Raw genomic sequence first — 26,504 nt, 5'->3', positions numbered from 1 at the left:
GTGCCGGCTGACCTAAGAAGAAAGCAGGGGGACCATGATCCAGCACCTGAACGGGTGGGGCCGGGCTGCGGCCAGCATCGCCATGATTGCATTGTTGACGACCACCGCAGGGTGCGGACGCTCCACAGCCCCGGCTGCCAGCGGCGAGACTGGTGCCGCAACGACCGCCGCCGAGGGCTCCAGTGCCGAGAGCCTGGTACCCGCTGACCTGAAGGAAAAAGGGGTCCTCAAGGTCGCCACAGCCGAGGGATACCCTCCCATGGAGATGTATAAGGAAGGGACTACTGAGCTGATCGGTGTGGACCCGGAACTCGCTGAGCTCATCGCCGGCCAACTGGGCCTTGAGTTCCAGATCTCCAACGCGTCCTTCCCCGGCCTGATTCCGGGGCTTCAGTCCAAGCAGTGGGACCTTGCCATCTCCTCGATGAGCGACACCGAAGAGCGCCGGCAGGCGGTCAACTTCATCGACTACTTCGTTGCCGGCGGAGCCGTCATGGTGAACAAGGGCAATCCCGAAGGAATCTCCGGAATTGCCGACCTGTGCGGCAAGAACGTCGTCGGAGCCAAGGGCTCGTCTAATCTGGCCATCCTGCAGGACTACTCCGAGCAGGAATGCAGCACCCCCATGAAGATCTCCGAATCCGAAGACGCACCAACCGGGCTGCTCCAACTGGACACCGGCCGGGCCATCGCCACCATGGTCGACTACCCCGTGGCGATAGAACTGGCGACTAAATCCGGCAAGTACGAGGTCCTCGAGGACCAGTACGAGGCCGGGCCCTGGGGCATGGCCGTGGACAAGACGAACCAAGAGTTGACGACCGCAGTGCAGGTCGCCCTCCAAGAACTGATCGACACCGGGGACTACCAGGCCGTGCTCGAGAAGTATGGAGTAACCGACGCAGCCGTCGAGAGCGCGGAAATCAATGCCGGCCAGTAGCGCCGGCACCTCCCAAGTCGGCGACAAGCAGGCGCCGGAGCTTCCGCTCAACGCGAGACGACCGCCGGCGTGGGGTCGCTGGATCGGCGGTACAGCGGCTGGAATCTTCGGGGTATGGGTCCTCTACATACTGGTGGTGACGCCAAACATCCACTGGGATGTGGTGGCCGCGTACATCGCTTCCGGGCCCATCCTCGAGGGTCTCTGGATCACGATCGCCCTCAGCGTCATCTCGATGGCAGCCGGAACCGTCATCGGCTTGGTAGTTGCCATCATGCAGTTGTCCCAAAATCCGGTACTGCGCATTGTTGCCGGGGGGTTTTCCTGGTTCTTCCGCGGCACTCCCCTGCTGGTTCAGCTGCTGTTCTGGTTCAATCTGGGCGTCATCTTTCCCCGCCTGGAATTCGGCATCCCCTTCGGCGGACCCAAATTGTTTGGCGTCGAGGCCTCCATCATCACCCCGTTCATTGCCGGGCTCTTGGGACTGGCGATCAACGAGGGCGCCTACATGTCGCAAATCATCCGTGCAGGCATCCTCTCGGTAGACAACGGCCAGCGGGAAGCGGCCGAGGCGATGGGCATGTCACGCGCCGGCATCATGGGACGCATCATCCTGCCCCAAGCGATGCGTTTCATCCTCCCGCCAACCGGCAACCAGTTCATTTCCATGCTCAAGACGTCGTCGCTGGTATCCATCATCGCCGGGTCGGATCTCATGACTGTGGTGCAGCGGATTTACCTCGGCAACTTCGAGGTCATCTCAATGCTGATCGTCGCTTCGATCTGGTATTTGATCCTGACGAGCGTGGCCACCGTTGGGCAGCACTTCCTCGAGAAGAAGTACTCGAAGGGCTTCGACGGCAGGACCTCCGTCCGCAGCAAGGTGCTGTCCAACCTCGCTCCTATCTCACGACGAAAGCCAGGATTCGATGACTGACGCCGTTGTCCGTGCCCGGTCCATCCGGAAAAGTTTCGGGGACAATGAAATCCTCAAGGGGATAAATCTGGACATTTCCACCGGCGACGTTGTGTGCGTCATCGGGCCGTCTGGATCTGGGAAAACGACGCTGCTGCGCTGCCTCAACCGGCTGGAAGCCATTGATTCGGGCCGAATATGGATTGACGGAGAGTTGCTCGGATATGTGGAGCAGGCCGACGGACGTTTGCTGGAACGCCGGTACGAGGACCTGCGGCGCCAGCGCCAAAACATTGGCATGGTTTTCCAGAGATTCAACCTGTTCCCGCACCTGACCGCCCTGGAGAATGTCGCCGAAGGGCCCTGGAAGATCAAGGGCCAGTCGAGGGCCTCTGCGGTAGCAAGCGCTGAGGATCTCCTCTCCAGTGTCGGCCTTGGCGATCGAATGAACTTCTACCCGGCACAGCTTTCAGGCGGCCAGCAGCAGAGGGTGGCGATTGCGCGGGCCCTGGCCATGGAGCCGAAACTCATGCTTTTCGACGAGCCCACCTCCGCCCTTGACCCGGAACTCGTGGGCGAGGTGCTCGCCGTCATGAAGGACCTGGCCAGCACAGGGATGACCATGGTGGTGGTGACCCACGAAATGTCTTTCGCCCGAGAGGTGGCCGACCACGTGATCTTTATGGCCGACGGCGCGATCGTGGAAGCAGGAAGCCCTGAACAAGTACTCGGCAACCCCCAGCACCGACGCACCGCCGATTTCCTCGCCAGGGTCGGGTAGCGTGTCCGGCGATTACCTGCTGCGCGGCGGCCACGTGGTTGACGGCAGCGGGTCGGTTCCCGTGCGGGCAGACCTCGCCATGGCGAATGGCCGGATCGTTCATCCCGGGGATGTCGACGTGCAGCAAGCAACCGTTCTTGATGTCACCGGGATGGTCGTCAGCCCCGGATTCATCGACGTGCACACGCACTCTGACGCCACGGCGCTGGATGCGAGCGCCGCAGATCCGTCCCCGGATTTAGCGGCCGCAGCCGCGCGGCAGGGGGTAACGACGGAGATAGCCGGGAACTGTGGGTACTCGCTGTTCCCTGCCGCGACGGAGCCTGCCCACACCGCCGGTCTGCGCGAATTCTGCGTTGCATTGCTCGGCCCCGCTGCCGATCCGCTGCCATCGATGGAGGCCTTCGCGGCACGCCACGGCGCGGTCGGACGGATCAACAACATCGCCTCGCTGTTGGGCCATTCCAGCTTGCGAGCAGCCGTCATGGGTTTCGCCCAGCGTCGGGCATCGGAATCGGAAACGGCGCAGCTGTGCTCGCTTCTGGACGAGGCCTTGGCCGCAGGGGCAGCGGGGTGGTCCTCCGGATTGATTTACCCGCCCGGAACCTATGCAGACACGGCCGAGCTAGTCGCTTTGGGGAAGGTCTCGAAAAGGCACGGCGCACCGTATGTCACCCACCTGCGTGATGAGATGAGCAAAGTGGAGCAGGCCTTGGAGGAGGCGCTGGAGATTGCACGGCGGTCCGGCACTGCCCTGCACGTATCGCACCATAAGACGGCGGGTAGGTACGCCATCGGCAGGTCCACTGCCACACTGGCCATGATGGATGAGGCGCGCTCCCACGGCCTTGACGTCAGCTGCGATGTTTATCCCTATGTGGCTGCAAGCACCTCACTTCATGCCATGCTCCCGCCATGGGCTGCAGACGGCGGCTTCGGAGCCTTGTTGGCCCGGCTCAGGGAACCAGGCCAACGGGACCGGATGCGTGCCTCGATCTCCCATGGTGAACCGGACTGGGAAAACACCGTGGGGAATGGCGGATGGGACCGCATAGATATCGCGAGTGCACCGCGCCATCCTCACAGCGAAGGACACAACATCGCCCGACTGGCCGCACAAGCGAGTCAAGACCCGCTGGACTACGTGGCGGACCTGCTGCTGGCTGAATCCGGTGCCGTCACCATCATTTCCCATTCCATGGATGAGGCGGACATGCAGCGGGTGCTGGCGCATCCGGGCACCATGATCGGATCGGACGGCGTGCCCAAGGAAGGCAAACCCCATCCCCGCTGGGCTGGTACCTTCGCTCGAATCCTCGGCCGTTATGTCCGCGACCTTGGTCTGCTGTCGCTGGAAGATGCCATCCACAGAATGACGGCGCTTCCGGCGCGGAGGTTTGGCCTGGCAGGGAGGGGCCTGCTGGCCCCGGGGTCAGTCGCTGACGTGGCCGTGTTTGACCCAACCGCGGTAACTGATAACGCGACCTTTACGGACCCGTTGCTGCCGCCGACGGGCATTGAGCATGTGTTCGTCTCTGGCAGGCAGGTCCTGCGCGGTGGCCGTCTGTTGAAGGCGCGGCCGGGCATGGCGGTGCGGCGGGATTCACGGGCTGAACAGCGCTGAAGCACGCCGGGTGCTAGCCGGCGGACGCTGAATCGACGGCGGCGATCAGGCGTTCGACTTCTTCACGGATACGACTGGCAGTGTTGTGAAGATGCGTCAAGAACGCCGGAACGAGCGGATTGGGGTTGTCCCCACGAGTCGCGGCCCGGATGTGCCTGGCAGACGGGTGGGGCGTGGACAGCCGGCGGAGGGGGACGCGCCGTCGTTCAGCTACAGGGCCAAGGCTGAGAGCAGGTATCAACGCAAAGCCGAGTCCAGCGGACACCATACCGAGGGTGATGTCGTAGTAGTCCGTCCGGCAACGAACGTTCGGCGCATAACCCTCCGCGGCACAGACTCTGTCGACTAGCGCTACCTCGTTGTCCATACCCTCTGTGGCAATCCACTGCTCGCTGGCCAGATCCGCGATCCGTACCGGTCCACTGGCCCGCTGCCGGTACCCGGGCGGCACGGCAAGGAAGTGGGGATCGACGAGCAGCGGATGGTAGGCGACGCTCGAAGTCCTGCCGTGGGTAACGGCGGAAGGCGCTGCAGCCGAATAGTCGAAGACCACGGCGACGTCGAGTTCGGTGCTCAGCAATCGGGGCAGCAGTTCATGAGGCTGGCCGGGAATGAGATTCAGGTCCACACGGGGACGCTCTGCCATGAACGTGGACAGGGCGGTGGGCACCAAGTGAAGACCGGCCGAGGCAAAGAAGCCCAAACTCAGGGTGCCACGCTCCCCGCCACCCAGTTCCCGGGTTTCCTGCTCCGCCCGTTCCATCAGGTCGGCGATGGACTCACTGTATTCGGCAAGGCGCCCGCCTGCAGCGGTGAGCCAGACGCCTCGTGTGCCCCGCTCGATCAGCTTGGTCTCCAGTTCCCGCTCCAATGTCGAAATCTGGTGCGAGACGGCGGAGGGGGTCAGCTGAAGCTTTTTGGCCGCAGCCGAAATGCTGCCCGTCCTGGACACTTCGAGGAGGGCACGCAGGCGGCCGGAGGAGAGCATGTGAGCCATTATTCCGCTACCAGCCCCGCCCATGAGAGCATTTCGAACATGCCCGTGTCTTCCCCCTACACCGACGGTGTTCCAACTGTTTCTCACCTGGCTGTGGATTACGTCGGCCGCGTTCTGGCATCACGCCAGCCGGACGCCATCGTCTACTCTGCCAGCACGATCAAACTCGCCGTTCTCATCGCCGCCATGCGGCAGGTCGACGCCGGCCTCCTCAGCCTTGACCAGTCGGTGACCGTCAAGGAGCAATTCCGAAGCCGGGTCGCCGACGCCGGCGCCTTCAGCTTCGAGGCGGACGAGGTAGACCGAGGGATGCCGCCATCGGGCAGCACCGTCACGTTGGACGAGGCGTTGGGGCGGATGGTCTATGCCTCGTCCAACTCCGGAACGAATATGGTGCTGGAACTGACCGGCATGGATGCCGTAGCCGACGCACTGGACCTCTGCGGAGCGAAGTCGTCGAAGCTGGAGCGGCTCATTAGTGACCATGCTGCCCGGGATGCAGGTTTTACCCACCAGACGACCGCCGGGGATCTGGTGCGGATCATGCAGGCGATCACTACCGGATCAGTGGCTAAGCCACAGAGCACCGAGTTCATGCTGACGCAGCTTCGTCGACAGGAGCATCCCGTGATCGGGGCGGAACTGCCGTCGGCAACAGACTGGGGCAGCAAGTCCGGGTGGGTTGACGGGATCCATCATGATGTCGCGTTCGTTGGCAGGCCTGACGCTCCGGGCTCCTACCTTCTAGCCGTCTGCACGCAAGGCTATGAGCAGGGGCAGGCAGTGGAAGTGATCAAATCAGTAACAGCTGCAGTTCATGCATACTCAGGAAACCCCTTGGGGCACACTGGCTCCTGACCCAGAACAGTGGCATGATCTCTTTCCCGCGGGGCCTCCCCCGGCACCGCCACTGAGCGGTCATCCCCGTATACTCAAAAGCATGCTGATGACCTGCTTCAACCGGGGCCTCAATGCCCAGCAGTCCGCCGTCGAGCAGCGCCGGGGCGAATGGTGAGCGGCGGTCTCGTCGCGCTGCTGGACGACGTCGCAGCCCTGGCCCGGATAGCGGCCGCGTCGCTGGATGATGTCGCAGCCGGGGCCGCCACAGCGGGCACCAAGGCGGCCGGCGTGGTGATCGACGACGCCGCCGTCACCCCGCAATATGTGTCCGGGGCAGACCCGTCCCGCGAACTGCCGATGATCAAGCGGATCTTCTGGGGTTCGCTCCGGAACAAGCTGTTGATCATCCTGCCCGCCCTGCTGCTCATCAGCGCCTTCATCCCTGCGGTCATCCCGTTCATCCTCATGCTGGGCGGCACCTACCTCTGCTACGAGGGCGCCGAGAAGGTGTGGCACAAGGTCCGGGGCCACCACGACGCCGAAAAGGCCCCCGCCGTCGAACGCGGCCCGGCGGCGGAGGCCAAGGTCACCAAGGGCGCTATCACCACCGACTTCATCCTGTCCTGCGAGATCATGGTCATCGCGATGAACGAGGTAGCGGACCAGTCGCTGTGGGTGCGGGCGCTCATCCTGGTGGTGGTGGCGATCGCGATCACGGTGCTCGTGTACGGCGCCGTCGCTCTCATCGTCAAGATGGACGACATCGGCCTGCATCTGACCACGAAGGACTCCGCAGGCTCGAAGCGTTTTGGCGAACTGCTGGTTAAGGGGATGCCCGCCGTGCTGGCCGCGATCACGTTCGTCGGGACGATCGCCATGCTCTGGGTCGGTGGCCACATCATGCTCCAGGGGGCACACGACCTCGGCTGGCACGCCCCCTATGACGTGGTCCACCTTCTCGAGTCCCCGTTCAGCGGGATCGCAGTGGTCGGCGGCTTTCTGGCTTGGCTCGTGAACACTCTCTGCTCCGCCGTCCTCGGACTGGTCTGGGGGCTTGTGGTCATGGCCGTCCTGCATCCGCTGCTGAAGGTGCTGCCATTCGGCAAGAAGAAGGGCGAACACGAAGAGGGCGACGCCCGCGCCGCCGTCGCCGGCCATCAGCCGCCCGGTGGCGACTCCGAGCCCAAGTCCTAGCTCCTACCCCGACCGGCCGCCTTCCTGCTTGGCCCTGGGGCAGCTTTGCCGTCCGCGTCAACTTTGGGAAGCCCCGCACCGCGGGTGCTGGCCTCAGTGCCCCTTCGCTTGTCGTGGCGGGGATGCGGTCCGTTCGGCGTTATGGTTGCAGTAGATTTGTATCCGCTGTTTCAGGCCGGTGCCGGAAGGACGTTGATGGCGCATTTTGTGATCATGGGTTGCGGACGCGTGGGCGTCACGCTGGCCCATACCCTGGTTGATTCGGGGCACAGCGTGGCCATCATCGACCAGGACGACCGCGCCTTCCGCCGGCTGCGTTCCGGCTTCACCGGGCGCAAGGTTACCGGGGTTGGATTTGACCGGGACACGCTGCGGCAGGCCGATATCGAGAACGCCTACGCTTTCGCCGCAGTCTCCAGCGGCGACAACTCCAATATCCTGGCCACCCGTGTGGCGCGTGAAACCTTCCACGTACCGCACGTGGTGGCGAGAATCTACGATCCCGGCCGCGCGGAAATCTACCAGCGGCTGGGCATCCCCACGGTGGCCGCCGTGCGCTGGAGCGCTGACCAGGTGCTGCGGCGGATCCTGCCGGAGCAGAGTATCAAGGGCGACTTCCGCGAAGCCTCCGGACGGCTGATCCTGGGCGAAGTGCAGCTGGACGACGGCTGGGTAGGCCGGCAACTGACCGAGATCGAAGCCGCCTCCGGCGCCCGGGTGGCCTATCTGACGCGCTTTGGTGAAGGAATCCTGCCCGGCCCGGGCACCCGCTATCAGAAGGGCGACATCGTGCACGCCATGATGAGCGTAGATTCAACCTTCGAGATCGACCGGATTCTGTCCAAGCCGCCGGTGGAGGAGTCCGAATGAGAGTCGTCATTGCAGGTGCCGGCAGCGTCGGGTCGTCGATTGCGCGCGAGCTGCTCTCGAACAACCACGACATCTTGCTGATCGACCCGAAACCGGAGGTGATCGGCCGCAGCGGGCTCAAGGGTGCACGCTGGCTCATCGGTGACGCCTGCGAGATCACCACCCTGCGCGAAGCCCGGCTTGAGGATGCCGACGTAGTGGTCTCGGCCACCGGCGACGACAAGGTGAACCTGGTGGTCTCGCTGCTGGCCAAGAGCGAATTCGGCGTGGGCCGCACCGTAGGACGGGTGAACAACCCAAAAAACGACTGGATGTTCGACGACTCGTGGGGCGTAGACGTGGCGGTAAACACGCCGCGCCTGATGACGGCGTTGGTGGAAGAAGCCGTGGAAATCGGCGATCTGGTCCGCCTGCTGACGCTCCACACCGGTATTTCCTCGATGGTGGAGTTTACTGTTCCCACCGATTCGGCGTTGATCGGCCGCAGGATCGGTTCCATCGACTGGCCCCAGGACGTCACGGTGGTGGCCATCTTGCGCGACGACGCTCCGATCACACCCAGCCCGGATGACGTGGTGGAAGCCAGCGACGAGCTGTTCTTCATCACCACCATCGCCGCGGAGGACGACCTGCGGGCGGTCCTGACGGGGCGGCCGGCCGCCGGAGATTGATTCAGTCGGCCCGCGTGGCCTCGACGGCTGCCGGGCGGGAGACCAGCCAGGCCAACCACAGGCCCAGTGCGTAGAGCGGAACGCCCATGATCAGGCGGGTCGTGCCCAGTGCCACCAGCCCCTCATCACCCATGAGGTACAGCGGAACCTGCACCGCCAGCCGCAGGAACAACACCGCGGTGAGGATCCAGGTGGCGAGGGTGTAGGCCTTGAGCCGCTGCGGTTGCTTCCGCCAGGCGGTCCCCTCGTTGCGAATCAACCCGAAAATGAGTCCCAACGCCGGCCATTTGACGGCAATGGTCACCAGCATGGCCACAATGTAGGCCGCATTGGTGAAGAAACCCCAAACGTAAAAATCCTCGGCGCGCCCCGTGCTGTTGGCGACAAACGCGCAGATGGCAACCCCCACCAAGCCGGAGAAGGCCTGGGTTACGGTGCCCCGCTGCACCAATCGCAGCACGGTGAAGATGGCCGCGGCCGCCAGTGCGCCGATCAGCGCAGGGCCGAGCTCCTGGCCGATGGTGAAGACCACCAGGAAGATCACGCCGGGCAGGATGCTCTCGGCCAGCCCGCGGACACCGCCCACGGTCTTCAAAACGTCAATCTGCCCATCGGCGCTGCGCTGGACCCCGGCCCGTGCGGCATAGTTGCTGGCGAATGCTTCGGCAGCGTCCGGCCTCCCCTTGGCTGGTTCTTCGGCGGGGGCGGGGTTGGGCTCGGCCTTCTGCCCTGCGTCATCCGGATGACCGCTGTGCTGCGGACCGGAGTCCGGCTGCTGATCTGTCATAAGTCAATTCTCCAACGGACTGAGGATCTCGTAGCGGGGGTTGTAGATAGTGGCCAGCCCGTCCACGTGGAACAGCATGCCCTCGAACGACAGCCGGATGCCAGCCACGATCCCCGGGACACGGTGCTGTCCCAACCAGACCAGCCTGACTCGTGGGTGTCCGCCGTCGCGGGACTTTCCGGGTAGCTGCTGGCCTGCATCGGTAACGACGGCGGCAAAACGCGGCGGCCGGCCTGGCGGCTCGATGGTGATGGCCTCCACCAGGCCGGTGCCGGCAACATGGCCGCGCGCCGGCAGTTGGGCCATCGGACTGGCCCCGGAGACGGGCGGACGCTCGGGCAAATCAGCGAATCTCGGTAATTTCCGGGCCACGTTCCGGGACGGATAGTCCGGGCTGCGGCGCGGCGGCCTGTTGCTCGGCGGCGCCCTTGGGCATCTTCAGCTGGAGCAGGTCCTTGGGCGGTAGCGGTTGTGTGCCGCGAACCACAATGGTGGAGCGGAACAATTCCTCGAGGTCGGCGGCCTTGGCGCGGTCGAGCGCGGCGGGACCACCGATGACGCCGCGCAAGAACCAGCGGGGCCCGTCAATGCCGAGGAACCGGGCTACCCGGTAGCCCTTCTGGCCATCGGAACTCTGCGCCGGCAGCTTGGCCACGACTTCGGTACCCATCGGGCCCTCAAACTCCTGGACGGTGCCGCCCTGGGATCCCACGGAGCTGGCGATCTGGGTGCGGATTTCGTCCCACAGGCCCTCGGATTTCGGCGCGGCAAATGCCTGGAGCTGCAGGTTGGATCCGCCAAAGTCCAGCGTCACGGCGACAACCCGCTGAGACTTTTCCTCGATCTCGAGCCGCAGCTGCAGGCCTTCACGGGGGCGGATTTTCAGGGCGCCCAGATCCAGGTAATCGGTTCCGGCGTCCTGTTCGGAGTCGTCGAAGGGTCCGTTGCGGCGGGGACCGCTCTCCGGCGCCTGCTGCGTGGTTTCCTCACTCAGGACGGACGCCTCGGTAGCCGGCTCTCCGCCGTCGTTCTGGTTCTTCTTTTTGGAACGCCCAAATGCCATAACCTGAGTTTCCTCTTCCTCCGGTGCTGCACCGGGTTGCTCTCTATCTGCGCGGCGTTGCCGCCGCCTGCTGCAGGTAACCGCCGCCCTGCTGGCGGGCTTTCCCGCCACCTGGCCCCGCGTCTACTGCGCGCCGAACCCTCCGGTGGACCCGAATCCCCCGGCGCCCCGGACGGAGTCCGGAAGCTCTGTGACGAGCTCGAATGCGGCTGTCTCCACCTTCTGGATGACCAGTTGCGCGATCCTGTCGCCCCGCTTGAACGACAGCGTCTCGCTGGCATCGGTATTGAGCAGGGTGACCGAGATTTCGCCCCGGTATCCGGCATCCACGGTGCCGGGGGCATTCACGATGGTCAGTCCGTGCTTGGTGGCCAGGCCGGACCGCGGATGCACCAGCGCAACATAGCCGTGCGGCAGCGCCAGCGCCACGCCCGTCGGGACCAAAATGCGCTCCCCTGGACCGATCCGGAAATCAATCCGGGTCCGCAGGTCTGCGCCGGCGTCTCCCGGGTGGGCGTAGGAGGGCGCTTCAAGGCCGTCGTCGAGCATTTTCAGCTGAACGGTCAGTGTTTCAATTGTCTGCTGCACTCGTGATCGTCTGTCCTTGAGAGGGGCGAAGGTGCGGGCTGTTTTCCAGCGTTCCAAAGGCACGCCCGCTGAGATATTCCGCACAACACTCTAGCGCGTTTTCAGCCCTCCCGCCCGCCGACGGGGCTGGTTCCGCCACGGCGGCGGCGGCAAGGTGAAATGGCTGCCAAAAGGTGAAAAGCTGAGTCCATGACACAACCCGCGACCCCTGCAGGCAGCTCCGGTCCCGCCGGCGGTCCTTCCTCCGTGCCCCACTACGATGAGCGGCTCTGGCCCAACTTCTGGGTCTGGCTGATTGCCGCCGGCACCGCCGCCGCCGTCGTCGTGATGCTGGCCCCGATCAGCATGGCCGCCGGCATCATCGGCGCCATCGTTGCCGCCATCCTGCTGGCCGTCCTGCTGATCGTGTCCACCCCGCGGATCCTGGTTACCGACACCATGCTTCACGTGGGCCGCGCCCAAATCGAGCGGCGCTACGTGGGCCGCGTGGAGGCATTCACCGGGGAGGCTGCCACCGAGCAGCGCGGTCCCAAGCTGAACGGGACCGCCTACATGTGCATGCGCGGCTGGATTGATCCGGTGGTCACCATCGAGATCACCGACGAAACCGACCTGACACCGTACTGGATCGCCTCGACGCGCCGCCCGCAGCAACTCCTCGCGGCCTTGGACCGTCCGGCCCAGCGCGAGGACTAGCCCGGCTGCGCCTGCCATCAGGACCGCTGCCACGAGGACGGTGCCGAGGGCAGACGCTACAAGGGCTGGCGCTGTGCAGCTGGCCTGCACAGCACGCAGCTAGCCCTCACAGTCCGTGCAATAGAGCAGTCCGTCCTTTTCCTTGGCCACCTGCGACCGGTGGCGCACCAGGAAACAGGAAGCGCAGGTGAATTCATCCTGCTGCGCCGGCAGCACACGCACCAGCAACTCCTCGCCGGACAGGTCGGCGCCGGGCAGTTCAAATCCTTCCGCTGCCTCGGCCTCGTCCTCGTCGACGACGGAAGACTGCTTGTCCGTCCGCCGATGCGACTTCAGCTCCTCAATGGACTCCTCGCTGGTCTCTTCGTCCGGCTTCCGAGGGGCATCGTAGTCAGTGGCCATTGCTGTTCGTTCACTCCCTTCCGTTTCCAGGTTCATCAAGGCAGGATCCCCCGCCCCGGGACTGGTGTCCCGCGCCTGACGAGCCGCTCACACGTCAACGTATTCGCCACCGGATTTGTGCCCGTGACGCGAAGATTCTTGCCTATGTAGCGTACGCGTGACAAACTTCCCCGCCACCGGGCGCTCGTTCCTGGCTCAAGCCCAGCCGCAAACGACGGCGACCTTGGCCACAAACTCCACGCCACACCTGCAAAAACAATAGGAAAAGCACCGTATCGGTGGCAGAGTTTCAGGCAGAAAGTGTCGTCTGGTGGAGGGTTTTCATGCAGGATCTACGGCTGGTGGGTGTCCATGAGGATGGCGAACATCTGCTGTTGAGCGCAGGTGGAGACGACTACCGTCTGGCAATAGACGAGGCCCTGCGGACAGCGGTATTCCGACCTACAACCACCCGGGCTCCCGGCGCCGGCGAGCCAACGGAAGCTGGCCTGTCCCCGCGCGAGATCCAGGCGCGCATCCGTGCAGGCGCCACCGCCGAGGAGGTTGCGGCCGAATCCGGCCTCGGCCTCGACCGCATCCGACGCTACGAAAGCCCGGTGCTGGCCGAGCGCCACTACATCGTTGAGCAGGCCCGCAAGGTAGAGGTAGCCGGTCCGTTGCCGGGCCACGACGGCTACCGTTCGGCCTTCGGCGATGAGCCGGCCACCCTGGGTGGAATGGTGGACCACCGGATCCATGCCTTCGGCATCGAACCGGAATCGATGAAGTGGGATTCCTGGCGGCGCAGCGACGGCACTTGGGAGATCGTGGCCTCGTTCACCGTCCCGGCCGCACCGGCCACCGATTCGATCGGAGAAGAGCCACCGGCCAGGTGGATCTTCCACGCTTCCCGCCGCACCATCCAGAATGCCAACCGTTGGGCGCAGCAATTGAGCGAGCTCGAGACGGTGGAGGGCCCTGTGCCCGGACGCCGGTTGAAGGCAGTGACCGACCACGTCTTCGACTTCGAGGCCGACACAGAGACAGACCTCGGCCCCAACGACGAGCAGGACGAGGAGCAGTCCGCCGAGTCGGAAGAGCTGCTGGAAGTGCTGCGCGCGCGCCGCGGGCAGCGGCTGGGCGTCGATGAGGACGCCGATGACGCGCTGGCCCTGATGCTCACCCAGGGTCCGGTGCCCGCCGCCCATCCCCGGGAGCCGTTTGACGAAGCAGACGAAGATCACGACGACGATGCCCCGGTTCTTCGTCCGCGGGCCGGGTTCCCGCTGACGCTGGCTCCGGCCTATGACGACGGGGCCTTCTCCTCCTTGGAGTTGGAGCACGGCATCAGCACCATTACGCACGAAATCACGCTCTCCGGAGCACCCGAATTCCTCAGGGACTCGCCCGGCGAGGACGCTGCCGGCGATGATCCGGACCCGTTTGGCGACGATACCGACGAGGACGACGTCGAAACGACCGATGACGCGCAGGCTTCCCCCTCCCCTGCCGCCGAGCCGGCCGAGGAGGCCCGGCCTTCCACCGCGCCGGTCAAGACCGTCGCCCAGGACAGCACCCTCTGGGCCAGCAACCGGGCCGAACAGACCGGGTCCCAGGCGACAGAAGCCGCACCAGCGACCGAAGCCGACGGCTCGGATGTAGTGGACTCGACGCCGGAACCGCCCAAGCGGACCATCAAGCCCAAGCGGTCCAGCGTCCCCAGCTGGGACGAAATCGTTTTCGGCACCAAACACGACTGACGGCTGCCGGCCGCGATCGGCCGCAGCAGTGGGCGCACATCTCCGGGACCGTGCTTCCGGGAAAGCGCGTCCCAAACAGCGGATTTCTAGCGGCGTTTGCCCGGGGCGGCCAGCGTCAGCAGGGGAACTTCCCGCTCGGCCTTGGTGAGCGAGCCGTGCTGGCCGACCACCGACATCGCGGTTTCCGGGACCCGGCGCATGTCATAGAAAGCCACAGGTTCGCGCGCGGCCACCATCAAGTCGCCGATGCGCGGCAGCACCCTGGGATCCACGTGGCCGAAGAAACCGTGGCTGATGGCGTCCTCGCGGGTGAAGATCCAGGCCTGGTTTCCGTAGGCGGCGCGCCAGGCTGCAGCCGTCTGTTCGCGGTGCGCGGCAGTGGCATCCGGCTCAAAGTAGAGGTGGACCAACCGGGGCTCGCCCGCGGTGTGCCGGACGCCGGCCACCAGCGCCGGATCGGCCGAGTAATCGAAACGGAATTCTTCGGCCACATCCAACATGCCGTGGTCGGCGGTCAGCAGCAGCAGCGTATCTGCCGGCAGCTGACGGGTAAGGCGGCGCATGTCCGCATCGAGTTCTTCCAGTTCGCTGCCCCACTGGGCCGAGGCGGCGCCAAACCGGTGGCCGGCTTTGTCCAGTTCGTTGAAGTACAGGTAGACCAGGGCGCGGTCGCTGGCCGCCAGGGCTTCGGCCGCCGCAAGGGTGCGGGCATGACTGCTTGCCCCCGGCCGGAAGGAGCTCCCGCGCAGCGCCGCCCGAGTCATCCCGGAGTCGGCGAAGCGGGGCAGACTGACAGTGGTGACCGGCAGGTGTTCCGCCACTTGTTCGAACACGGTTGGATGCGGCTGCCAAACCTGCGGATCAACCTTGGCGTCCCAGCCGCCAAGCTGGTTGACCACCTTGTCCTGGGCCGGGTCCAGGACGTCGTAGCCGACCATGCCGTGCAGGCCCGGCGCCAGTCCGGTCCCCAAGCTGGCGAGGGACGCCGCCGTCGTGGAGGGAAAAGCGCTGCCCAGGGTGCGCGAGTTCTCCATGGCCTGGCGCAGGAACGGTGCGTGTCCGCCGCGCTGCTTCAGCAGCGCCTTGCCCAGCCCGTCCACCATGACTACGCAGACACGCCTGGCCTGCGGCAGTTGCAGGACATTGTTGAAGCCATCGGCGCCCAGGGCTGCGGCGGCACTGGTCATGACCTCGGCCAGGGAGTTGCGGCCGTAGCCCGGGGCGGCCGGAAGCGGTTCGTGTGTCAGCGTCACTCAGTCAGTCCCGCGGATCAGCGGCCGTGGTGTCCGCGAACCAGACGGTTGCCGATCCGCGGCCGCGGCTGCACCGGGCCCGGCGCGGCGGGTTCGGGGTGGCTGGTGCTGACCTTGCGCAGCGCCCGGGCGAAATCCTTGGCGTTCTGCACCGCTTGCAGTCCGTCGGCCTCCGCACTGACTCGCAGCACGATGTCCTCCTGGACAATGTTGCCGGTATAGCCGTGGTCGGCATCGCACTGCGGGTCGCCGCAGCCGGCCGGGCCCATGTCCAGGCGCTGGCCACCGGACCATGCGATGGCCAGGGTCAACTCGCGGGCCTGGTCGGCGGAGGTGTAGTTCTGCGGCTGGGCGTAGACGTAGCTGAGCACTACCGAACGAATCTGGCTGACCGGCACGGATTCGGTGGAGATCTGCGCCACCATCTGCTCGCCCTCGTCGTCCAGCTGCTGGTCGTCCACGTGGGTGATCACCAGCATGTCCTCGGTGAGCACCAGCACGGTGATGTGGCGGTGCACCTCGTTGCGGTCGAAGTGTGTCTCCAGGTGGACCAAATGGGACAGCGGCTCGCGCTGGTCCAGGGCGTCGTGGACCACATCGGAAACCAGCAGCGGGTAGAAGCCTGCCCGGTTGAGGGCGTCGTCGAGACTGCGGCGTTCGGCCGTCGAAAGGTGGCTCATATAGTCCATAATCCCCTACCCTGCGGCCAGATGGCCAACGCGGGCTCAGTCACGCATGGCGCGCCGCGCGCTGTCCGTGCGGTGCGCGTGGTTGCCGAGCCTGATTTCGGCGTTCAGCACGGCGAGGCCGTGGTCGGAGAGCTGGACCGGATTGAGCTCCAGCAGCGCCACCTCGGGGTGCTCATCCTTCAGTTGCGCGACCCGGGCAATCAGGTCCTCCAGCGCCGGAACGTCCACGGCAGGCAGGCCCTGATACCCGAAGAGCTTGCTGGCGGCGCGCGGCCCGCGGACCAAATCCGCCACGTCCACGGTGGTCAAGGGCGGGATCCGGTGCGACCAGTCTCCCAACAGGTTCACGGCGTCGCCAGCCAGTCCGAAGGACACCACTGGGCCGAGCAGCGGATCTTCGATGGCCCGGATGGTGCAGGCCTGCCCCGCCGGCACCATGGACTGGACCTCCAGCGGGATGTCGCCGAACTGGGCCAGGCTGGCCCGCATGTGCGCAATGTTGGCCCGGAGCGTGGCGGCGTCGGTGATGTTCAAGCGGACGCCGCCCAGGTCAAGCCGCTGCCGCAGCCGGGCATCGGTGGTCTTCAGGGCCACGGGCCAGCCAAGCCGCTCGGCCGCCGCCACCGCCTCGTCATCGCTGGTGAATGCGGCGGACTCATGCACGGTGATGCCGTAGCAGCCCAGCAGCCCGGCGGCCTGCGCGCGGGTGGGTGAGAGCAGGTCGGTACCGGTCACCCCGGCCAGCAGGGCGTCGATCTGCTGTTGGGACGCGGCAGGGTCGCAGCCGGTCGGTTCGGTGTATTCGCCTTTGTCGCGGGCCTTCCATTCGGCATAGCGGACCACGGCTGCCAGCGCGTTCACAGCGCTTCCCGGGCTGGCGAAACACGGCAGCGCCCGCTGCAGTCCGCCCGCCGCGGATTCCGGATCGGCTGCGGGTGTTGAATCGGCCACGGGTTGATCGCCGGCAGCCAGCAAACCGTCGGTCCGTTCGGCCAGATCGAGCACACCGGTAAAGGAGGCCACCAGTGGTTTGCCCGCCTCTTCGGCGCACTCGCGGAGCACTTCGGCCAGCACTGAGGTCGGGATTCCCGTCGCCGGCAGAAGGGTGACGACGGCGGCGTGCACCTCAGGTGCCGACAGCGCCTGCCGCACGCGCTGGCGAAGCACCGGCAGCGCCTTGGACTGGCCGGTGTTCAAGTCCATCCCGGTTTCCAACCGGACCACGTCCAGCTGGTGGGCCTTGGCTGCATCGGCCACCACGTTGCCCAGGGCCAAGGAGTTGCTGAAAACGGCCAGATTCGCTCCGGCCGGGAGCGGCTGGCTGACCAGGATCTGCGCCACGTCCATCAGCTCTTCGTTGGTCTCCACGCGGATCACGCCGGATTGGCGGAACATCGCGTCCAGCGCGCCCATCGGCGCCTGGGTGGTCCGCACCGCGTGGCCCGGCGGCAGCTGCAGTCCCATCACGTCGGACTTGGCCACGATCACGGGTTTGCTGAGCGAGAGCCGGCGGGCGATCCGGGAGAACTTACGCGGGTTGCCGATGGACTCCAGGTACAGCCCCACCGCATTGGTGGCCGCGTCATCTTCCCAGTACTGCATCACGTCATTGCCGGAGACGTCGGCCCGGTTGCCGCCGGACACCATGGAGGACAGGCCGAGCCCGCGCCGGCTGGCCGCGGTGTAGAGCAGCACGCCGATCGCTGCCGACTGGCTGAACAGCCCCAGCGGTCCGCGCGGCGGCATGGCAGGGGCCATGGACGCATTCAGCGACACCGCCGGATTGGTGTTCAGCAGTCCCAGCGAACCCGGGCCGATCACGCGCATCCCGTGGGCTCGGGCTTTGCGGACCAGCTCGCGCTGCCGCTGCAGCCCTTCGGCACCGGCCTGCGAGAAGCCGTCGCTGGCCACCAGGATTCCCTTGACCCCGGCAGCGGCACATTCGCGCGCCACCTTGGATACCTCGTCATACGGCACGGCTACCACAGCCAGTTCCACCGGCTCCGGGACCTCGGCGATGGCACCGTAGGAGATCATGCCATTGAGTTCAAAAGCCTGCGGGTTGATGGCATAGACGGGGCCGGTGAATCCGCCCTCGATGATGTTTTCCAGCAGCGAGTAGCCGACGCTGCCCCAGTCCCGGCTGGCGCCGATCACCGCCACGGAACGCGGCGCCAGCAAGGCGGCAACGCTCTTGGCCTCGGCACGGTGTTCGCGGGAGGCCATGACCGCACGGGACCGTTCGGTGGGATCGAGATCGAACTCCAAGGCGACCACACCGTCGTCGAAATGGCGCCGCACCTCATAGCCGGCGTCGTTGAACACCGTGATCATCTTGCGGTTCTCCGGCAGCACCTCGGCGGAAAATTTGCTGATGCTGTTTTCCCGGGCAGCCGCCGCCAGATGCTCCAGCAGGATGGAGCCCAGTCCGCGGCCCTGGTGGACGTCCGAAATGTTGAAGGCCACTTCGGCCTCGGCGGGATTGTCCAGCCGGTCGTAGCGGCCGATGCCGATGATCTCGTCGCCGATGGTGATCACGAAGGCCACGCGGTTTACATAGTCAACGTTGGTGAAACGGGCCAGTTCGCGTGCACTGAGCTTGGCCTTGAAGGTGAAAAAGCGCAGGTAGATGGAGCTTTCCGACTGGCCCACATGGAAGGCTTGAAGCGCCTCGGCGTCGGCAGGGACTATCGGGCGCAGGTGCGCCGTCCCGCCGTCGCGCAGCACGACATCAGCTTCCCAATAATCCGGATAATCCGGGGAATCCGCCTCTTGCGCCATAAACTCACTGTATCCGCATCTTTTAACTAAGGACCGAAGCACTACCCATGCCCCGTCGCCAGACTCCCGCCCCCGAAGAGGACTTCACAGAGAACATCGTCGATATTGACGTGACTTCCGAGATGGAAGAATCCTTCCTCGAATACGCCTACTCGGTCATCTACTCGCGCGCTCTGCCCGATGCCCGCGACGGGTTGAAGCCGGTACAGCGCCGGATTCTGTACATGATGACCCAGATGGGGCTGCGGCCGGACCGGGGGCATGTGAAGTCCGCCCGCGTGGTCGGCGAAGTGATGGGCAAGCTTCACCCGCACGGCGATGCCGCCATTTACGACGCCATGGTGCGCATGGCGCAGTCGTTCTCGCTGCGGATGCCGCTGATCGACGGGCACGGCAACTTCGGCTCGCTCGACGACGGCCCGGCGGCCCCGCGGTACACCGAAGCGCGGCTGGCTGCCCCGGCGCTGGCGCTGACGGACCATCTGGACGAAGACGTGGTGGACTTCGTCCCGAACTACGACAACCAGCTGATGCAGCCGGAAGTCCTCCCGGCCGCCTTCCCGAACCTGCTGGTCAACGGTTCTTCCGGCATCGCCGTGGGCATGGCCACCAACATGGCTCCGCACAACATGGGCGAAGTAATTGCTGCGGCCCAGCACCTGATCGCCCATCCGGAGGCGACGCTTGAGGACATCATGCGGTTTGTCCCGGGCCCGGACCTGCCGTCGGGCGGCAAGATCGTCGGACTGGACGGCATCCGGGACGCCTACGCCACCGGACGCGGCTCGTTCAAGACCCGCGCCAAGGTGGAGGTGGAGAAGCTCACCGCCCGCCGCACCGGCCTGGTGGTCACGGAACTGCCCTACGGCGTCGGCCCGGAAAAGGTGATCGAAAAGATCAAGGACGCGGTCACGTCCAAAAAGCTGCAGGGCATCAGCGACATTGTGGACCTGACCGACCGGCAACACGGGCTGCGCCTGGTCATTGAGCTGAAGAACGGCTTCAATCCGAACGCCGTGCTCGCCCAGCTGTACCGCTATTCGCCGATGGAGGATTCCTTCGGCATCAACAACGTCACGCTGGTGGACGGGCAGCCGCGCACCCTGGGCCTGCTGGAGCTGCTGCAGGTCTATGTGGACCACCGGATCGGCGTGGTCCGCCGGCGCACGGCCTTCCGGCTGGGCAAGAAGAAGGACCGGCTGCACCTAGTCGAAGGCCTGTTGATTGCCATCGTGGACATCGACGAGGTCATCCAGATCATCCGTTCCTCGGACGAGGCAGCTGCCGCCCGCGAACGGCTGATGGCCATCTACGACCTGTCCGAAATCCAGGCCAACTACATCCTGGAACTGCGGCTCCGCCAGCTGACCAAGTACTCGCGGATCGAGCTGGAGAAGGAGCAGGACGAACTGCGCCGCGAGATCGCGGAGCTGGAGGAAATCCTGGCCAACGAGTCCACGCTGCGCCAGCTGGTCTCCACCGAGCTGGGCGAAGTCTCCGCGCTCTACGCCACGCCGCGCCGGACCGTACTGCTCGAATCGGAAGCTGCTGCCCCGCTGCGCGGCACCGCGCTGCCGGCACCCGCCGCTACAGGCAAGAACGCCAAGGCGGCGCTGCCGCTGCAGATTGCCGACGACCCGTGCTGGGTATTGCTCTCCGCTTCCGGCCAGCTGGCCCGCACGGTGGACCAGGAGCCGTTGGCGGACGGCCAGCGGATCCGGCACGATGCCCTGCTGTCCGTGGTGCAGACCACGGCACGGGCCGAGATCGGAGCCGTCACCTCGCTGGGCCGGATGCTGCGGCTTCCGGTAATGGACATGCCGGTCCTGGCCGGGTCGGCCGGCTCGCCGAACCTGGCCGGCGGTGTTCCGGTCAAGGAGTTCATCACGCTGGCGAAGGGCGAATCCCTGGTGGCGTTGGCGCCGCTGGACAAGGTCCTGGCCATCGGCACCGCGCAGGGCGTGGTCAAGCGCGTCACCCCGGACTACCCGCTGAACCGGGAGGACTGGGAGATCATCGCGCTCAAGCCCAAGGACTACATTGTGGGCCTGGGTGTACCGGCCGACGAGGACGAACTGGTCTTCATTACGCGCCAGGCCCAACTGCTGCACTTCCCGGCCTCCACGGTGCGGGCCCAGGGGCGCACCGCCGGCGGTGTGGCCGGAATCAAGCTGGCCGCCGACGACTTGGTAACGTTCTTCGGCCCGGTCGCTGCCGGCGATGCGGACGCCGTCGTCGTCACCGTGGCATCGACTCAGGAAGCCCTGCCGGGCACCTCCCCCGGATCCGTCAAGGTCACCCCGTTTGCCGAGTACCCGGCGAAGGGCCGGGCCACCGGCGGCGTCCGCGCGCACCGCTTCCTGAAGGGCGAAGACGTGCTCTCGCTGGCGTGGGCCGGCCACGGTCCGGCGAAGGCGAGTTCTGCCAATGGTGCTTCGCGGGCGTTGCCCACCGAGCACGGCCGCCGCGATGGTTCGGGCATCCCGCTGTCCCAATCGGTGGATGCCGTCGGTCCGTCCTTGTCGCAGCAGTCGCAGCCCTCGCAACAGGCGGCAGCAGACTCGTAGGCTGGCAGCATGCCGATCACTCCCGATACCAAAGACTGGACCTGGGTCACCGAACGGCCCTGCCCTGAATGCGGCTTCGATCCGGCCGGCATCACGCCGGACCGGATCGGCCCTGCGGTGCTGGCGACCGTGCCGCGCTGGCAGGCCGCCCTCGCGGAACCCGGCGTCAGCATCCGTCCGGACAGCAGCACCTGGTCAGTCCTGGAGTATGCCGCCCACGTGCGCGACGTCTGCCGTGTCTTCGAAACCCGATTGCAGCTGATGCTCGACCACGACAATCCGGGCTTCCCAAACTGGGACCAAGACGCCGCAGCGGTCGAGGGACAGTACGCCAGTTTGGATCCGCGCGCCGTGGCCGAAGAGCTGGCCGCGGCCGCAGCCGATGTGGCCGCCGGTTTCAATGCGGTGACTCCGGCCGAGTGGGACCGAACCGGCCTGCGCAGCAACGGCTCGGCCTTCACGGTCACCACGCTGGGCAGCTATTTCCTGCACGATGTCACGCACCACCTGCACGACGTCGGCGCCTAGCTACGTTGCGGATCCCCCAGTAGCGACGGCGGTGCCAAATTACCTTGCGGATCCGCCCGCTACTAACGACAGCGGCGCTCAGCTACCCCACGGACTGCCCGCCACCAACGACGGTGGCGCCCGAGCCAGGCCAAGCCAGGCCAGGCCAAGTCACGTCAAGGGCAGTTCGTAGTCCAGGTAGCGTTTGGTCGGCAGGTAGCCCATCCGCGTGTACAACGCCAGCGCGCCGCTGGGATTCTCGGTGTCCACGCCCAGCCCGGCATGGGCCATCCCGCCGGTCTTGAACCGGCGCATCGCTTCGGCCAGCAGCGACTGGGCGAGCCCGCGGCCGCGCCAGGGCCGGCGGACGCCCAGCAGATTGGTGAACCCTTCGTCGTAGCCCGACTGCAGCACGAAAGCGGGGTCAAAGCTGGCCACCTGGTACGCCACCGTCTCGCCGGACGCGGCCTCCACTACCGACATACTCCATTCCGGCTTGGTCTCCGGGTGCTGCACCAGGGTCTTCCACCGTCGCTCGTCCCTCGGCTCGCTGCCCCAGTGGTCCGCGAACGCCTCGTTGTGGGCCAGCCGCACGGCGTCGCTGTCCCCCGGGTCCAGGTCCACAAAGGCGAAGCCCCGCGGCAGCGGTGCGTCCGGGATCTCTTCCAGCGGCCGGGTCATTTCGGTGAAGTAACGCACCACCGTGGCGCCCACCGCCGCCATCAAAGCGTTGTGCGCCGGATCTTGTTCCTCCGTGCTGGTCCGCAGGACGCCGCCGTCCATGCCGGCAGCCTTGAACCGGCGGCGCTGGCAGTCGGCCTGCCATCCATAAAGTGCCCTCCCGATACCGCGGCGGCGCCAGTCCGGATCCACCCCGCCCCAGGTGTGGGCCACCGGTGAGCCGGCGTTGGCGTAGACCCGACCCACGGCACGCACGGTCCCGTCGGCATCCAGCCCGACTGCGGTGGACTCCGCCGGGTCGTTGGCGGGGTCGTCGAAAGCCTCGGCCAAGTCCGCCGTCGTCTCGGTCCAGACCGGTTTGTCCACCGCGGCCATCCGTTGAATCAACCGGTGCCAGCCATCGATGTCTGCCCCCGTCATGGCCCGCCACTGCAGGCTGCCGCTGGGATCGACCGGGAGATCGGGAATCGTCATTGCCTCAGCCTAAGGCAGCAGCGTACCTGCCGGTAGACATCTGCAAGCGGTGCTCACACCACGCCGCCTGGCGCTCGTCATGGGTCACCATGACCACTGCCTTACCCGCGAGCGCCCGCCGCAGATCCAGCAGCAGGGCGTCCGCCGCCTCGCGGTCCAAATGCGCGGTGGGTTCGTCCAGCAGCACCACGTCCGCGTCGGCCAGCAGCGCCCGCGCCACGGCCAACCGCTGCCGCTGGCCACCGGACAGGAAGTGCCCGCCCGGACCGATCCGGGTCTGCAGGCCATCCGGGAGTCCGGCCAGGAAGTCGCCAAGCCCCACGGCGGCCAGCGCCGAGCGCAGCTGCTCCTCGGTGGGCGCCTCTTCCGGCGGTCGGGCCAGCAGCAGGTTGGCCCGGACCGTGGAGTTGAACAGGTGCGCTTCCTGCGGCATCCAAGCAATAGCGGAGCGCGGTGCCACGCTGGCCGCACCGTTGACCAAATACTGTCCGCTGGCCAGCGGCAGGAATCCCAGCAGCACGCCCAGCAGCGTGGACTTTCCGCTGCCCGAAGGCCCGGTCACGGCGAGCCATTGCCCGCGCTGCACCCGCAGATCCACTCCGGCGAAGGCGTCCTGGGCCGCGCCGGGATACCGGTAGGACGCGTCCCGCAGCTCCAGCTCGTCGACGGCGGCCCGAGCGGCCACCGCTTCGTCGGCCGGAAGCGCCGTGCTGCCCAGATCCGGCGCCACCCGCGCCCCGGCAGCACGCCACGCACCCCACTGCTGCACCGCGGTGTTGACTGCCATGAACGGCTCCACCAGCGCCAACTGCATGAGGACGACGACGGCGGCCACCCCAGGTGCGGTGCCGTCAGCTGCTCCAATCATCACCACCGCTGCCAGCGAGCACGCCAGCGCGGTCAGTCCGTGGCCCAATCCCTGGGCCCACGCGCTGCGCTGCACTGCCGCTGTGGACTGCCGGTCCAACCGCCGGGCCCGCTGCAGCAGCGGACGGGCAGCCGTGTTGGCGGCCAGATCGGAGGCTGCAGCCAGCAGCCGCGTCACGGCGTTCAGCGACGTACCCTTGAGCTGCACGTTGGTAGCCTGCGCGTGGCGATCGGCCCAGCGGGTCACGGCCGGCGCCAACAGCACACAGACCGCCGAAAGCAGCAGCTGCCAGCCGAGGGCGGCCGGCATCAACAGCGCCGTGGCCACGCAGGAGGCGACGGCCACCAGCAGCCCGACCAGCGGGGCAAAGGCGGCCCGCGGAGCGATATCGCGCAGTTCGTCCACATCTCCGACCAGCCGTTCCAGCGCGCCGCCGCCGCGCGCCAGCCGCCGCCACGCTGCCGGCCGCTGCAGCAGCCCGTTCCACAACCGGAGCCGCAGCCGGTCGGTGCTGTCGAAGACCGCGTCGTGCAGCTTCAGCCGCTCCTGGTACCGCAGCACCGAACGACCGATGCCGAAGAACCGGACACCGACGATGGACGTCATCAGGTGCAGGATCGGCGGTTGCTCGCTGGCGTAGACAATCAGCCAGCCGGACAATCCGGCCAGCGAGACTGCGAAGAGCGCCGCGCCCAGGCCGAAGCACAGCGCTGCCAGGAAGCTCGGGCTCCACGGCCGCAGCAGGGCAGCTTGCCGCCAGAGGCCAGGTCCGGCAGTGGGGATTCCGGCACTGGCGAGTCCGGCATCGGGCGTGTTGGTGTGTTGGCGCTCGGCCGTAGCCTCGGTGTGCTCCGGGTCCGGTCCCGCTGTCGATGCGACGCGGCCGGATGAGAGCGCGGGGGCGGCTCCCCCGCCGGACGGGGCTACCGGCACCACATGGTCGGCGAGCGCCGCGGTGTCCGGGTCGTGGGCCACCAGCACGGTGGTCACGCGGCCGCGAAGCCCGGCGAGCGCTGCCTCAATGGCGCGCGCACTCTGATCGTCCACATGGGCCGTGGGTTCATCGGCGAGCAGTACGTCCACCCCCGGGACGTGCTCGATCCGGGCCAATGCCCGGGCCACGGCCACTCGCCGCAGTTCGCCGGGGCTGAGGTCGCCAGTGTCGGCGTCCGCCAGTCCGGCAGCGTTCACTGTGGACAGTGCTACCCGCGCTGCTGCCTGCCCGGCCGCTCCGGCCAGGCCCGCATACAGTGCCACCTCGTCGGCCACCGTCGCTTCCGAGGGGACCGGATGTTGCGGGATCCAGGCGATCCGGCCGCGGTGGATGCCGGCTACCTCTCCGGTCAGCCGGATGCCCGCACCGTCGCGGCGCAGGCCCGCCAATACTTCCAGCACTGTGCTCTTGCCGCCGCCGCTCGGTCCGGACAGGGCAGTGATGCGGCCCGCCGGGGCGGTGAAATCCAGCCCGGCCAGCACTTGCCCCCGTCCGGGGTACGTTGCGGACAGTCCGGACACCCGCACTTCCGGTGCTCCCCCGCTTGCCGGCACCGGGTCGGCAGACACCGGAGCGTCGGGCACCAGCGCCCGTCCGGCCGGTGCATCCAGCACGGCCTTGCTGCGCTTGAGCGATTCCATTCCGTCTTCGCTGGCATGGTGCGCCGAGCCGAGGTCGCGCAGCGGCTGGAAACAGTCCGGCGCCAGGATCAGCGCGAGCAAGCCGGCTTCCAGTTCCATTCCGCCGTACACCAGCCGGATGCCGACGAACACAGCCACCACGGCCACCGAAATGGTGGCGATCAGTTCCAGCGCCAACGAGGAGAGGAAGGCGACCCGCAACGTGGCCATAGTCCGTTCGCGGTAGGCACGGGCAACGTCGCGCAGCGCCTTAGTCTGGGCCGCAGCCCGGCCCAGACCAACCAGGACCGGAAGACCGCGGGCCAGTTCCAGCAGATGGTCCGAGAGCCGGTCCAAGGCCGCGGCGGCTTGTTCCGTCCGGTCTTCCGTGTGCTTGCCGATCAGGATCATAAACACCGGCACCAGCGGCAGCGTGAGCACCACAATCAGCGCGCTCACCCAGTCCGCGGCCAAGATCCGCAGCCCCACCAGCAGAGGCACCACGGCACAGGTCACCAGCGCCGGCAGGTACTTGGTGTAGTAGTCGTCCAGATTGTCCAGGCCCCGGGTGGCCAGCACGCTCAGGGCGCCGTCGCCAGTGGATCCGGCGCCGCCGGCCGGAGCACCTCCGTCTTCCAGGATCCGCTCGGCCAGACGGGCACGCAGGTCCTGCTTGACTCCCGCAGCCGCCCGCTGAGCCGCGACGTCCTGGCCCCAGGCCGCCGCCGCCCGAAGCAGGGCACCGATGACCCCGGGCAGCAGCACCCCGTCCCAGCTAAAGGTCCCGGCCGCCAGGCCGGCCACTCCGGCAGCCACCGCCGAGGCGAGCAGCACCAATCCGGCGGCCTTGACGGCAGCGGCGAGCCCCAGCAAGTACAGCGCGCGTTTGCCGGCGGCGCCCACCGGCGGCATGGGCTTCACTGCGCTTCCTTCACGGGGACTTCCTTCACTGCACTGTCTTC

Annotated in this window: 23 protein-coding genes; 12 read left to right on the top strand and 11 right to left on the bottom strand. The window is 66.6% G+C overall.

What is annotated here, in order from left to right:
• Positions 1–34 precede the first annotated feature (34 nt).
• The 4 genes from E4J89_RS05630 to E4J89_RS05615 are packed head-to-tail and all read left to right on the top strand — an operon-like array spanning position 35 to position 4,261.
• Entirely contained in the window at positions 35–940 is a 906-nt protein-coding gene (locus E4J89_RS05630) for an ABC transporter substrate-binding protein (RefSeq protein ID WP_205754410.1), read from the top strand.
• Positions 927–1,877, top strand: a complete 951-nt coding sequence (locus E4J89_RS05625; RefSeq protein WP_136785125.1) for an amino acid ABC transporter permease — start codon at positions 927–929, stop codon at positions 1,875–1,877. The genes E4J89_RS05630 and E4J89_RS05625 overlap by 14 nt, the downstream gene beginning before the upstream one ends.
• Positions 1,870–2,637: an amino acid ABC transporter ATP-binding protein gene (locus tag E4J89_RS05620; protein ID WP_136785124.1), complete on the top strand. Its 768-nt coding sequence runs from the start codon at positions 1,870–1,872 to the stop codon at positions 2,635–2,637. Before E4J89_RS05625 ends, E4J89_RS05620 begins: the two co-directional genes overlap by 8 nt.
• A 1-nt stretch (position 2,638) precedes the next feature.
• Positions 2,639–4,261: a D-aminoacylase gene (locus tag E4J89_RS05615; protein ID WP_136785123.1), complete on the top strand. Its 1,623-nt coding sequence runs from the start codon at positions 2,639–2,641 to the stop codon at positions 4,259–4,261.
• Positions 4,262–4,274: 13 nt separating this feature from the next.
• Here E4J89_RS05615 and E4J89_RS05610 read toward each other — a convergent pair whose 3' ends face one another.
• Positions 4,275–5,249, bottom strand: coding sequence for a LysR family transcriptional regulator (locus tag E4J89_RS05610; RefSeq protein WP_169303927.1), 975 nt, complete (start codon positions 5,247–5,249; stop codon positions 4,275–4,277).
• Here E4J89_RS05610 and E4J89_RS05605 point away from each other — a divergent pair, their 5' ends adjacent.
• The 4 genes from E4J89_RS05605 to E4J89_RS05590 all read left to right on the top strand — a co-directional run bounded on the left by E4J89_RS05605 (position 5,250) and on the right by E4J89_RS05590 (position 8,833).
• Complete coding sequence (locus E4J89_RS05605; RefSeq protein ID WP_169303926.1) at positions 5,250–6,116, top strand: serine hydrolase; 867 nt, start codon at positions 5,250–5,252, stop codon at positions 6,114–6,116.
• Positions 6,117–6,269: 153 nt separating this feature from the next.
• Positions 6,270–7,292: a DUF808 domain-containing protein gene (locus E4J89_RS05600; protein WP_136785276.1), complete on the top strand. Its 1,023-nt coding sequence runs from the start codon at positions 6,270–6,272 to the stop codon at positions 7,290–7,292.
• A 195-nt stretch (positions 7,293–7,487) separates the two neighbouring features.
• Entirely contained in the window at positions 7,488–8,162 is a 675-nt protein-coding gene (locus E4J89_RS05595; RefSeq protein WP_136785120.1) for a TrkA family potassium uptake protein, read from the top strand.
• Entirely contained in the window at positions 8,159–8,833 is a 675-nt protein-coding gene (locus E4J89_RS05590) for a TrkA family potassium uptake protein (RefSeq protein ID WP_136785119.1), read from the top strand. The genes E4J89_RS05595 and E4J89_RS05590 overlap by 4 nt, the downstream gene beginning before the upstream one ends.
• 1 nt (position 8,834) lies before the next feature.
• Here E4J89_RS05590 and E4J89_RS05585 read toward each other — a convergent pair whose 3' ends face one another.
• The 4 genes from E4J89_RS05585 to dut all read right to left on the bottom strand — a co-directional run bounded on the left by E4J89_RS05585 (position 8,835) and on the right by dut (position 11,232).
• Complete coding sequence (locus E4J89_RS05585; protein WP_136785118.1) at positions 8,835–9,620, bottom strand: DUF3159 domain-containing protein; 786 nt, start codon at positions 9,618–9,620, stop codon at positions 8,835–8,837.
• Positions 9,621–9,623: 3 nt separating this feature from the next.
• The gene (locus E4J89_RS05580) at positions 9,624–9,962 is read right to left on the bottom strand and encodes a hypothetical protein (RefSeq protein ID WP_240691732.1); all 339 of its coding nucleotides are present in this window, start codon (positions 9,960–9,962) and stop codon (positions 9,624–9,626) included.
• A gap of 1 nt (position 9,963) precedes the next feature.
• Entirely contained in the window at positions 9,964–10,683 is a 720-nt protein-coding gene (locus tag E4J89_RS05575; RefSeq protein WP_136785117.1) for a DUF3710 domain-containing protein, read from the bottom strand.
• 123 nt (positions 10,684–10,806) lie between these two features.
• Positions 10,807–11,232, bottom strand: coding sequence for a dUTP diphosphatase (gene dut / locus E4J89_RS05570; RefSeq protein WP_136785274.1), 426 nt, complete (start codon positions 11,230–11,232; stop codon positions 10,807–10,809).
• A gap of 228 nt (positions 11,233–11,460) precedes the next feature.
• Between dut and E4J89_RS05565 the strand changes: the two genes are divergently transcribed.
• Complete coding sequence (locus E4J89_RS05565) at positions 11,461–11,967, top strand: DUF3093 domain-containing protein (RefSeq protein ID WP_136785116.1); 507 nt, start codon at positions 11,461–11,463, stop codon at positions 11,965–11,967.
• Positions 11,968–12,066: 99 nt separating this feature from the next.
• On the opposite strand, the gene E4J89_RS05560 is transcribed toward E4J89_RS05565, so the two are convergent.
• Positions 12,067–12,369 (bottom strand): DUF4193 domain-containing protein, encoded by a 303-nt coding sequence (locus E4J89_RS05560; RefSeq protein ID WP_127515375.1) that lies wholly within the window; start codon positions 12,367–12,369, stop codon positions 12,067–12,069.
• A 323-nt stretch (positions 12,370–12,692) separates the two neighbouring features.
• Between E4J89_RS05560 and sepH the strand changes: the two genes are divergently transcribed.
• Complete coding sequence (gene sepH / locus E4J89_RS05555; RefSeq protein WP_136785115.1) at positions 12,693–14,108, top strand: septation protein SepH; 1,416 nt, start codon at positions 12,693–12,695, stop codon at positions 14,106–14,108.
• 86 nt (positions 14,109–14,194) lie between these two features.
• Here the strand turns inward: sepH and E4J89_RS05550 are convergent, their stop codons facing one another.
• The 3 genes from E4J89_RS05550 to E4J89_RS05540 all read right to left on the bottom strand — a co-directional run bounded on the left by E4J89_RS05550 (position 14,195) and on the right by E4J89_RS05540 (position 18,831).
• On the bottom strand, positions 14,195–15,295 hold the full coding sequence (locus tag E4J89_RS05550; RefSeq protein WP_136785273.1) for a nucleotide pyrophosphatase/phosphodiesterase family protein: 1,101 nt from the start codon (positions 15,293–15,295) through the stop codon (positions 14,195–14,197).
• A gap of 83 nt (positions 15,296–15,378) precedes the next feature.
• Positions 15,379–16,041, bottom strand: coding sequence for a DUF5998 family protein (locus E4J89_RS05545; protein WP_136785114.1), 663 nt, complete (start codon positions 16,039–16,041; stop codon positions 15,379–15,381).
• Positions 16,042–16,086: 45 nt separating this feature from the next.
• Positions 16,087–18,831 carry a GNAT family N-acetyltransferase gene (locus E4J89_RS05540; protein ID WP_136785113.1) on the bottom strand — a complete coding sequence of 915 codons (2,745 nt, stop codon included), beginning with the start codon at positions 18,829–18,831 and terminating at the stop codon, positions 16,087–16,089.
• A gap of 47 nt (positions 18,832–18,878) precedes the next feature.
• Between E4J89_RS05540 and E4J89_RS05535 the strand changes: the two genes are divergently transcribed.
• Both E4J89_RS05535 and E4J89_RS05530 read left to right on the top strand, forming a co-directional pair.
• The gene (locus E4J89_RS05535) at positions 18,879–21,398 is read left to right on the top strand and encodes a DNA topoisomerase (ATP-hydrolyzing) (RefSeq protein ID WP_136785112.1); all 2,520 of its coding nucleotides are present in this window, start codon (positions 18,879–18,881) and stop codon (positions 21,396–21,398) included.
• Positions 21,399–21,407: 9 nt separating this feature from the next.
• A complete protein-coding gene (locus E4J89_RS05530; RefSeq protein ID WP_136785111.1) occupies positions 21,408–21,926 on the top strand; it encodes a DinB family protein in 519 nt (172 codons plus the stop codon).
• Between the two features lie 150 nt (positions 21,927–22,076).
• On the opposite strand, the gene E4J89_RS05525 is transcribed toward E4J89_RS05530, so the two are convergent.
• Together E4J89_RS05525 and cydD are read right to left on the bottom strand one after the other, a co-directional pair.
• The gene (locus E4J89_RS05525; RefSeq protein ID WP_240691731.1) at positions 22,077–23,060 is read right to left on the bottom strand and encodes a GNAT family N-acetyltransferase; all 984 of its coding nucleotides are present in this window, start codon (positions 23,058–23,060) and stop codon (positions 22,077–22,079) included.
• 4 nt (positions 23,061–23,064) lie between these two features.
• On the bottom strand, positions 23,065–26,454 hold the full coding sequence (gene cydD / locus E4J89_RS05520) for a thiol reductant ABC exporter subunit CydD (RefSeq protein WP_240691747.1): 3,390 nt from the start codon (positions 26,452–26,454) through the stop codon (positions 23,065–23,067).
• Between the last annotated feature and the right edge of the window lie 50 nt (positions 26,455–26,504).

This window comes from Arthrobacter sp. CAU 1506 (assembly GCF_005047635.1).
Lineage (GTDB): Bacteria > Actinomycetota > Actinomycetes > Actinomycetales > Micrococcaceae > Crystallibacter.
This window is presented reverse-complemented; position numbering and strand designations above follow the sequence as displayed.

Excerpts from the sequence above, each read along its gene's own strand:
- E4J89_RS05590 (WP_136785119.1), top strand. The coding sequence starts at position 8,159 with ATGAGAGTCGTCATTGCAGGTGCCGGCAGCGTCGGGTCGTCGATTGCG.
- E4J89_RS05540 (WP_136785113.1), bottom strand. The coding sequence starts at position 18,831 with ATGGCGCAAGAGGCGGATTCCCCGGATTATCCGGATTATTGGGAAGCT.
- E4J89_RS05575 (WP_136785117.1), bottom strand. The coding sequence starts at position 10,683 with ATGGCATTTGGGCGTTCCAAAAAGAAGAACCAGAACGACGGCGGAGAG.
- E4J89_RS05625 (WP_136785125.1), top strand. The coding sequence starts at position 927 with ATGCCGGCCAGTAGCGCCGGCACCTCCCAAGTCGGCGACAAGCAGGCG.
- E4J89_RS05630 (WP_205754410.1), top strand. The coding sequence starts at position 35 with ATGATCCAGCACCTGAACGGGTGGGGCCGGGCTGCGGCCAGCATCGCC.
- E4J89_RS05545 (WP_136785114.1), bottom strand. The coding sequence starts at position 16,041 with ATGAGCCACCTTTCGACGGCCGAACGCCGCAGTCTCGACGACGCCCTC.
- E4J89_RS05550 (WP_136785273.1), bottom strand. The coding sequence starts at position 15,295 with ATGACCAGTGCCGCCGCAGCCCTGGGCGCCGATGGCTTCAACAATGTC.
- sepH (WP_136785115.1), top strand. The coding sequence starts at position 12,693 with ATGCAGGATCTACGGCTGGTGGGTGTCCATGAGGATGGCGAACATCTG.
- E4J89_RS05610 (WP_169303927.1), bottom strand. The coding sequence starts at position 5,249 with ATGCTCTCCTCCGGCCGCCTGCGTGCCCTCCTCGAAGTGTCCAGGACG.
- E4J89_RS05535 (WP_136785112.1), top strand. The coding sequence starts at position 18,879 with ATGCCCCGTCGCCAGACTCCCGCCCCCGAAGAGGACTTCACAGAGAAC.
- dut (WP_136785274.1), bottom strand. The coding sequence starts at position 11,232 with ATGCTCGACGACGGCCTTGAAGCGCCCTCCTACGCCCACCCGGGAGAC.
- E4J89_RS05595 (WP_136785120.1), top strand. The coding sequence starts at position 7,488 with ATGGCGCATTTTGTGATCATGGGTTGCGGACGCGTGGGCGTCACGCTG.
- E4J89_RS05620 (WP_136785124.1), top strand. The coding sequence starts at position 1,870 with ATGACTGACGCCGTTGTCCGTGCCCGGTCCATCCGGAAAAGTTTCGGG.
- E4J89_RS05530 (WP_136785111.1), top strand. The coding sequence starts at position 21,408 with ATGCCGATCACTCCCGATACCAAAGACTGGACCTGGGTCACCGAACGG.
- E4J89_RS05585 (WP_136785118.1), bottom strand. The coding sequence starts at position 9,620 with ATGACAGATCAGCAGCCGGACTCCGGTCCGCAGCACAGCGGTCATCCG.
- cydD (WP_240691747.1), bottom strand. The coding sequence starts at position 26,454 with ATGCCGCCGGTGGGCGCCGCCGGCAAACGCGCGCTGTACTTGCTGGGG.
- E4J89_RS05565 (WP_136785116.1), top strand. The coding sequence starts at position 11,461 with ATGACACAACCCGCGACCCCTGCAGGCAGCTCCGGTCCCGCCGGCGGT.
- E4J89_RS05525 (WP_240691731.1), bottom strand. The coding sequence starts at position 23,060 with ATGACGATTCCCGATCTCCCGGTCGATCCCAGCGGCAGCCTGCAGTGG.
- E4J89_RS05560 (WP_127515375.1), bottom strand. The coding sequence starts at position 12,369 with ATGGCCACTGACTACGATGCCCCTCGGAAGCCGGACGAAGAGACCAGC.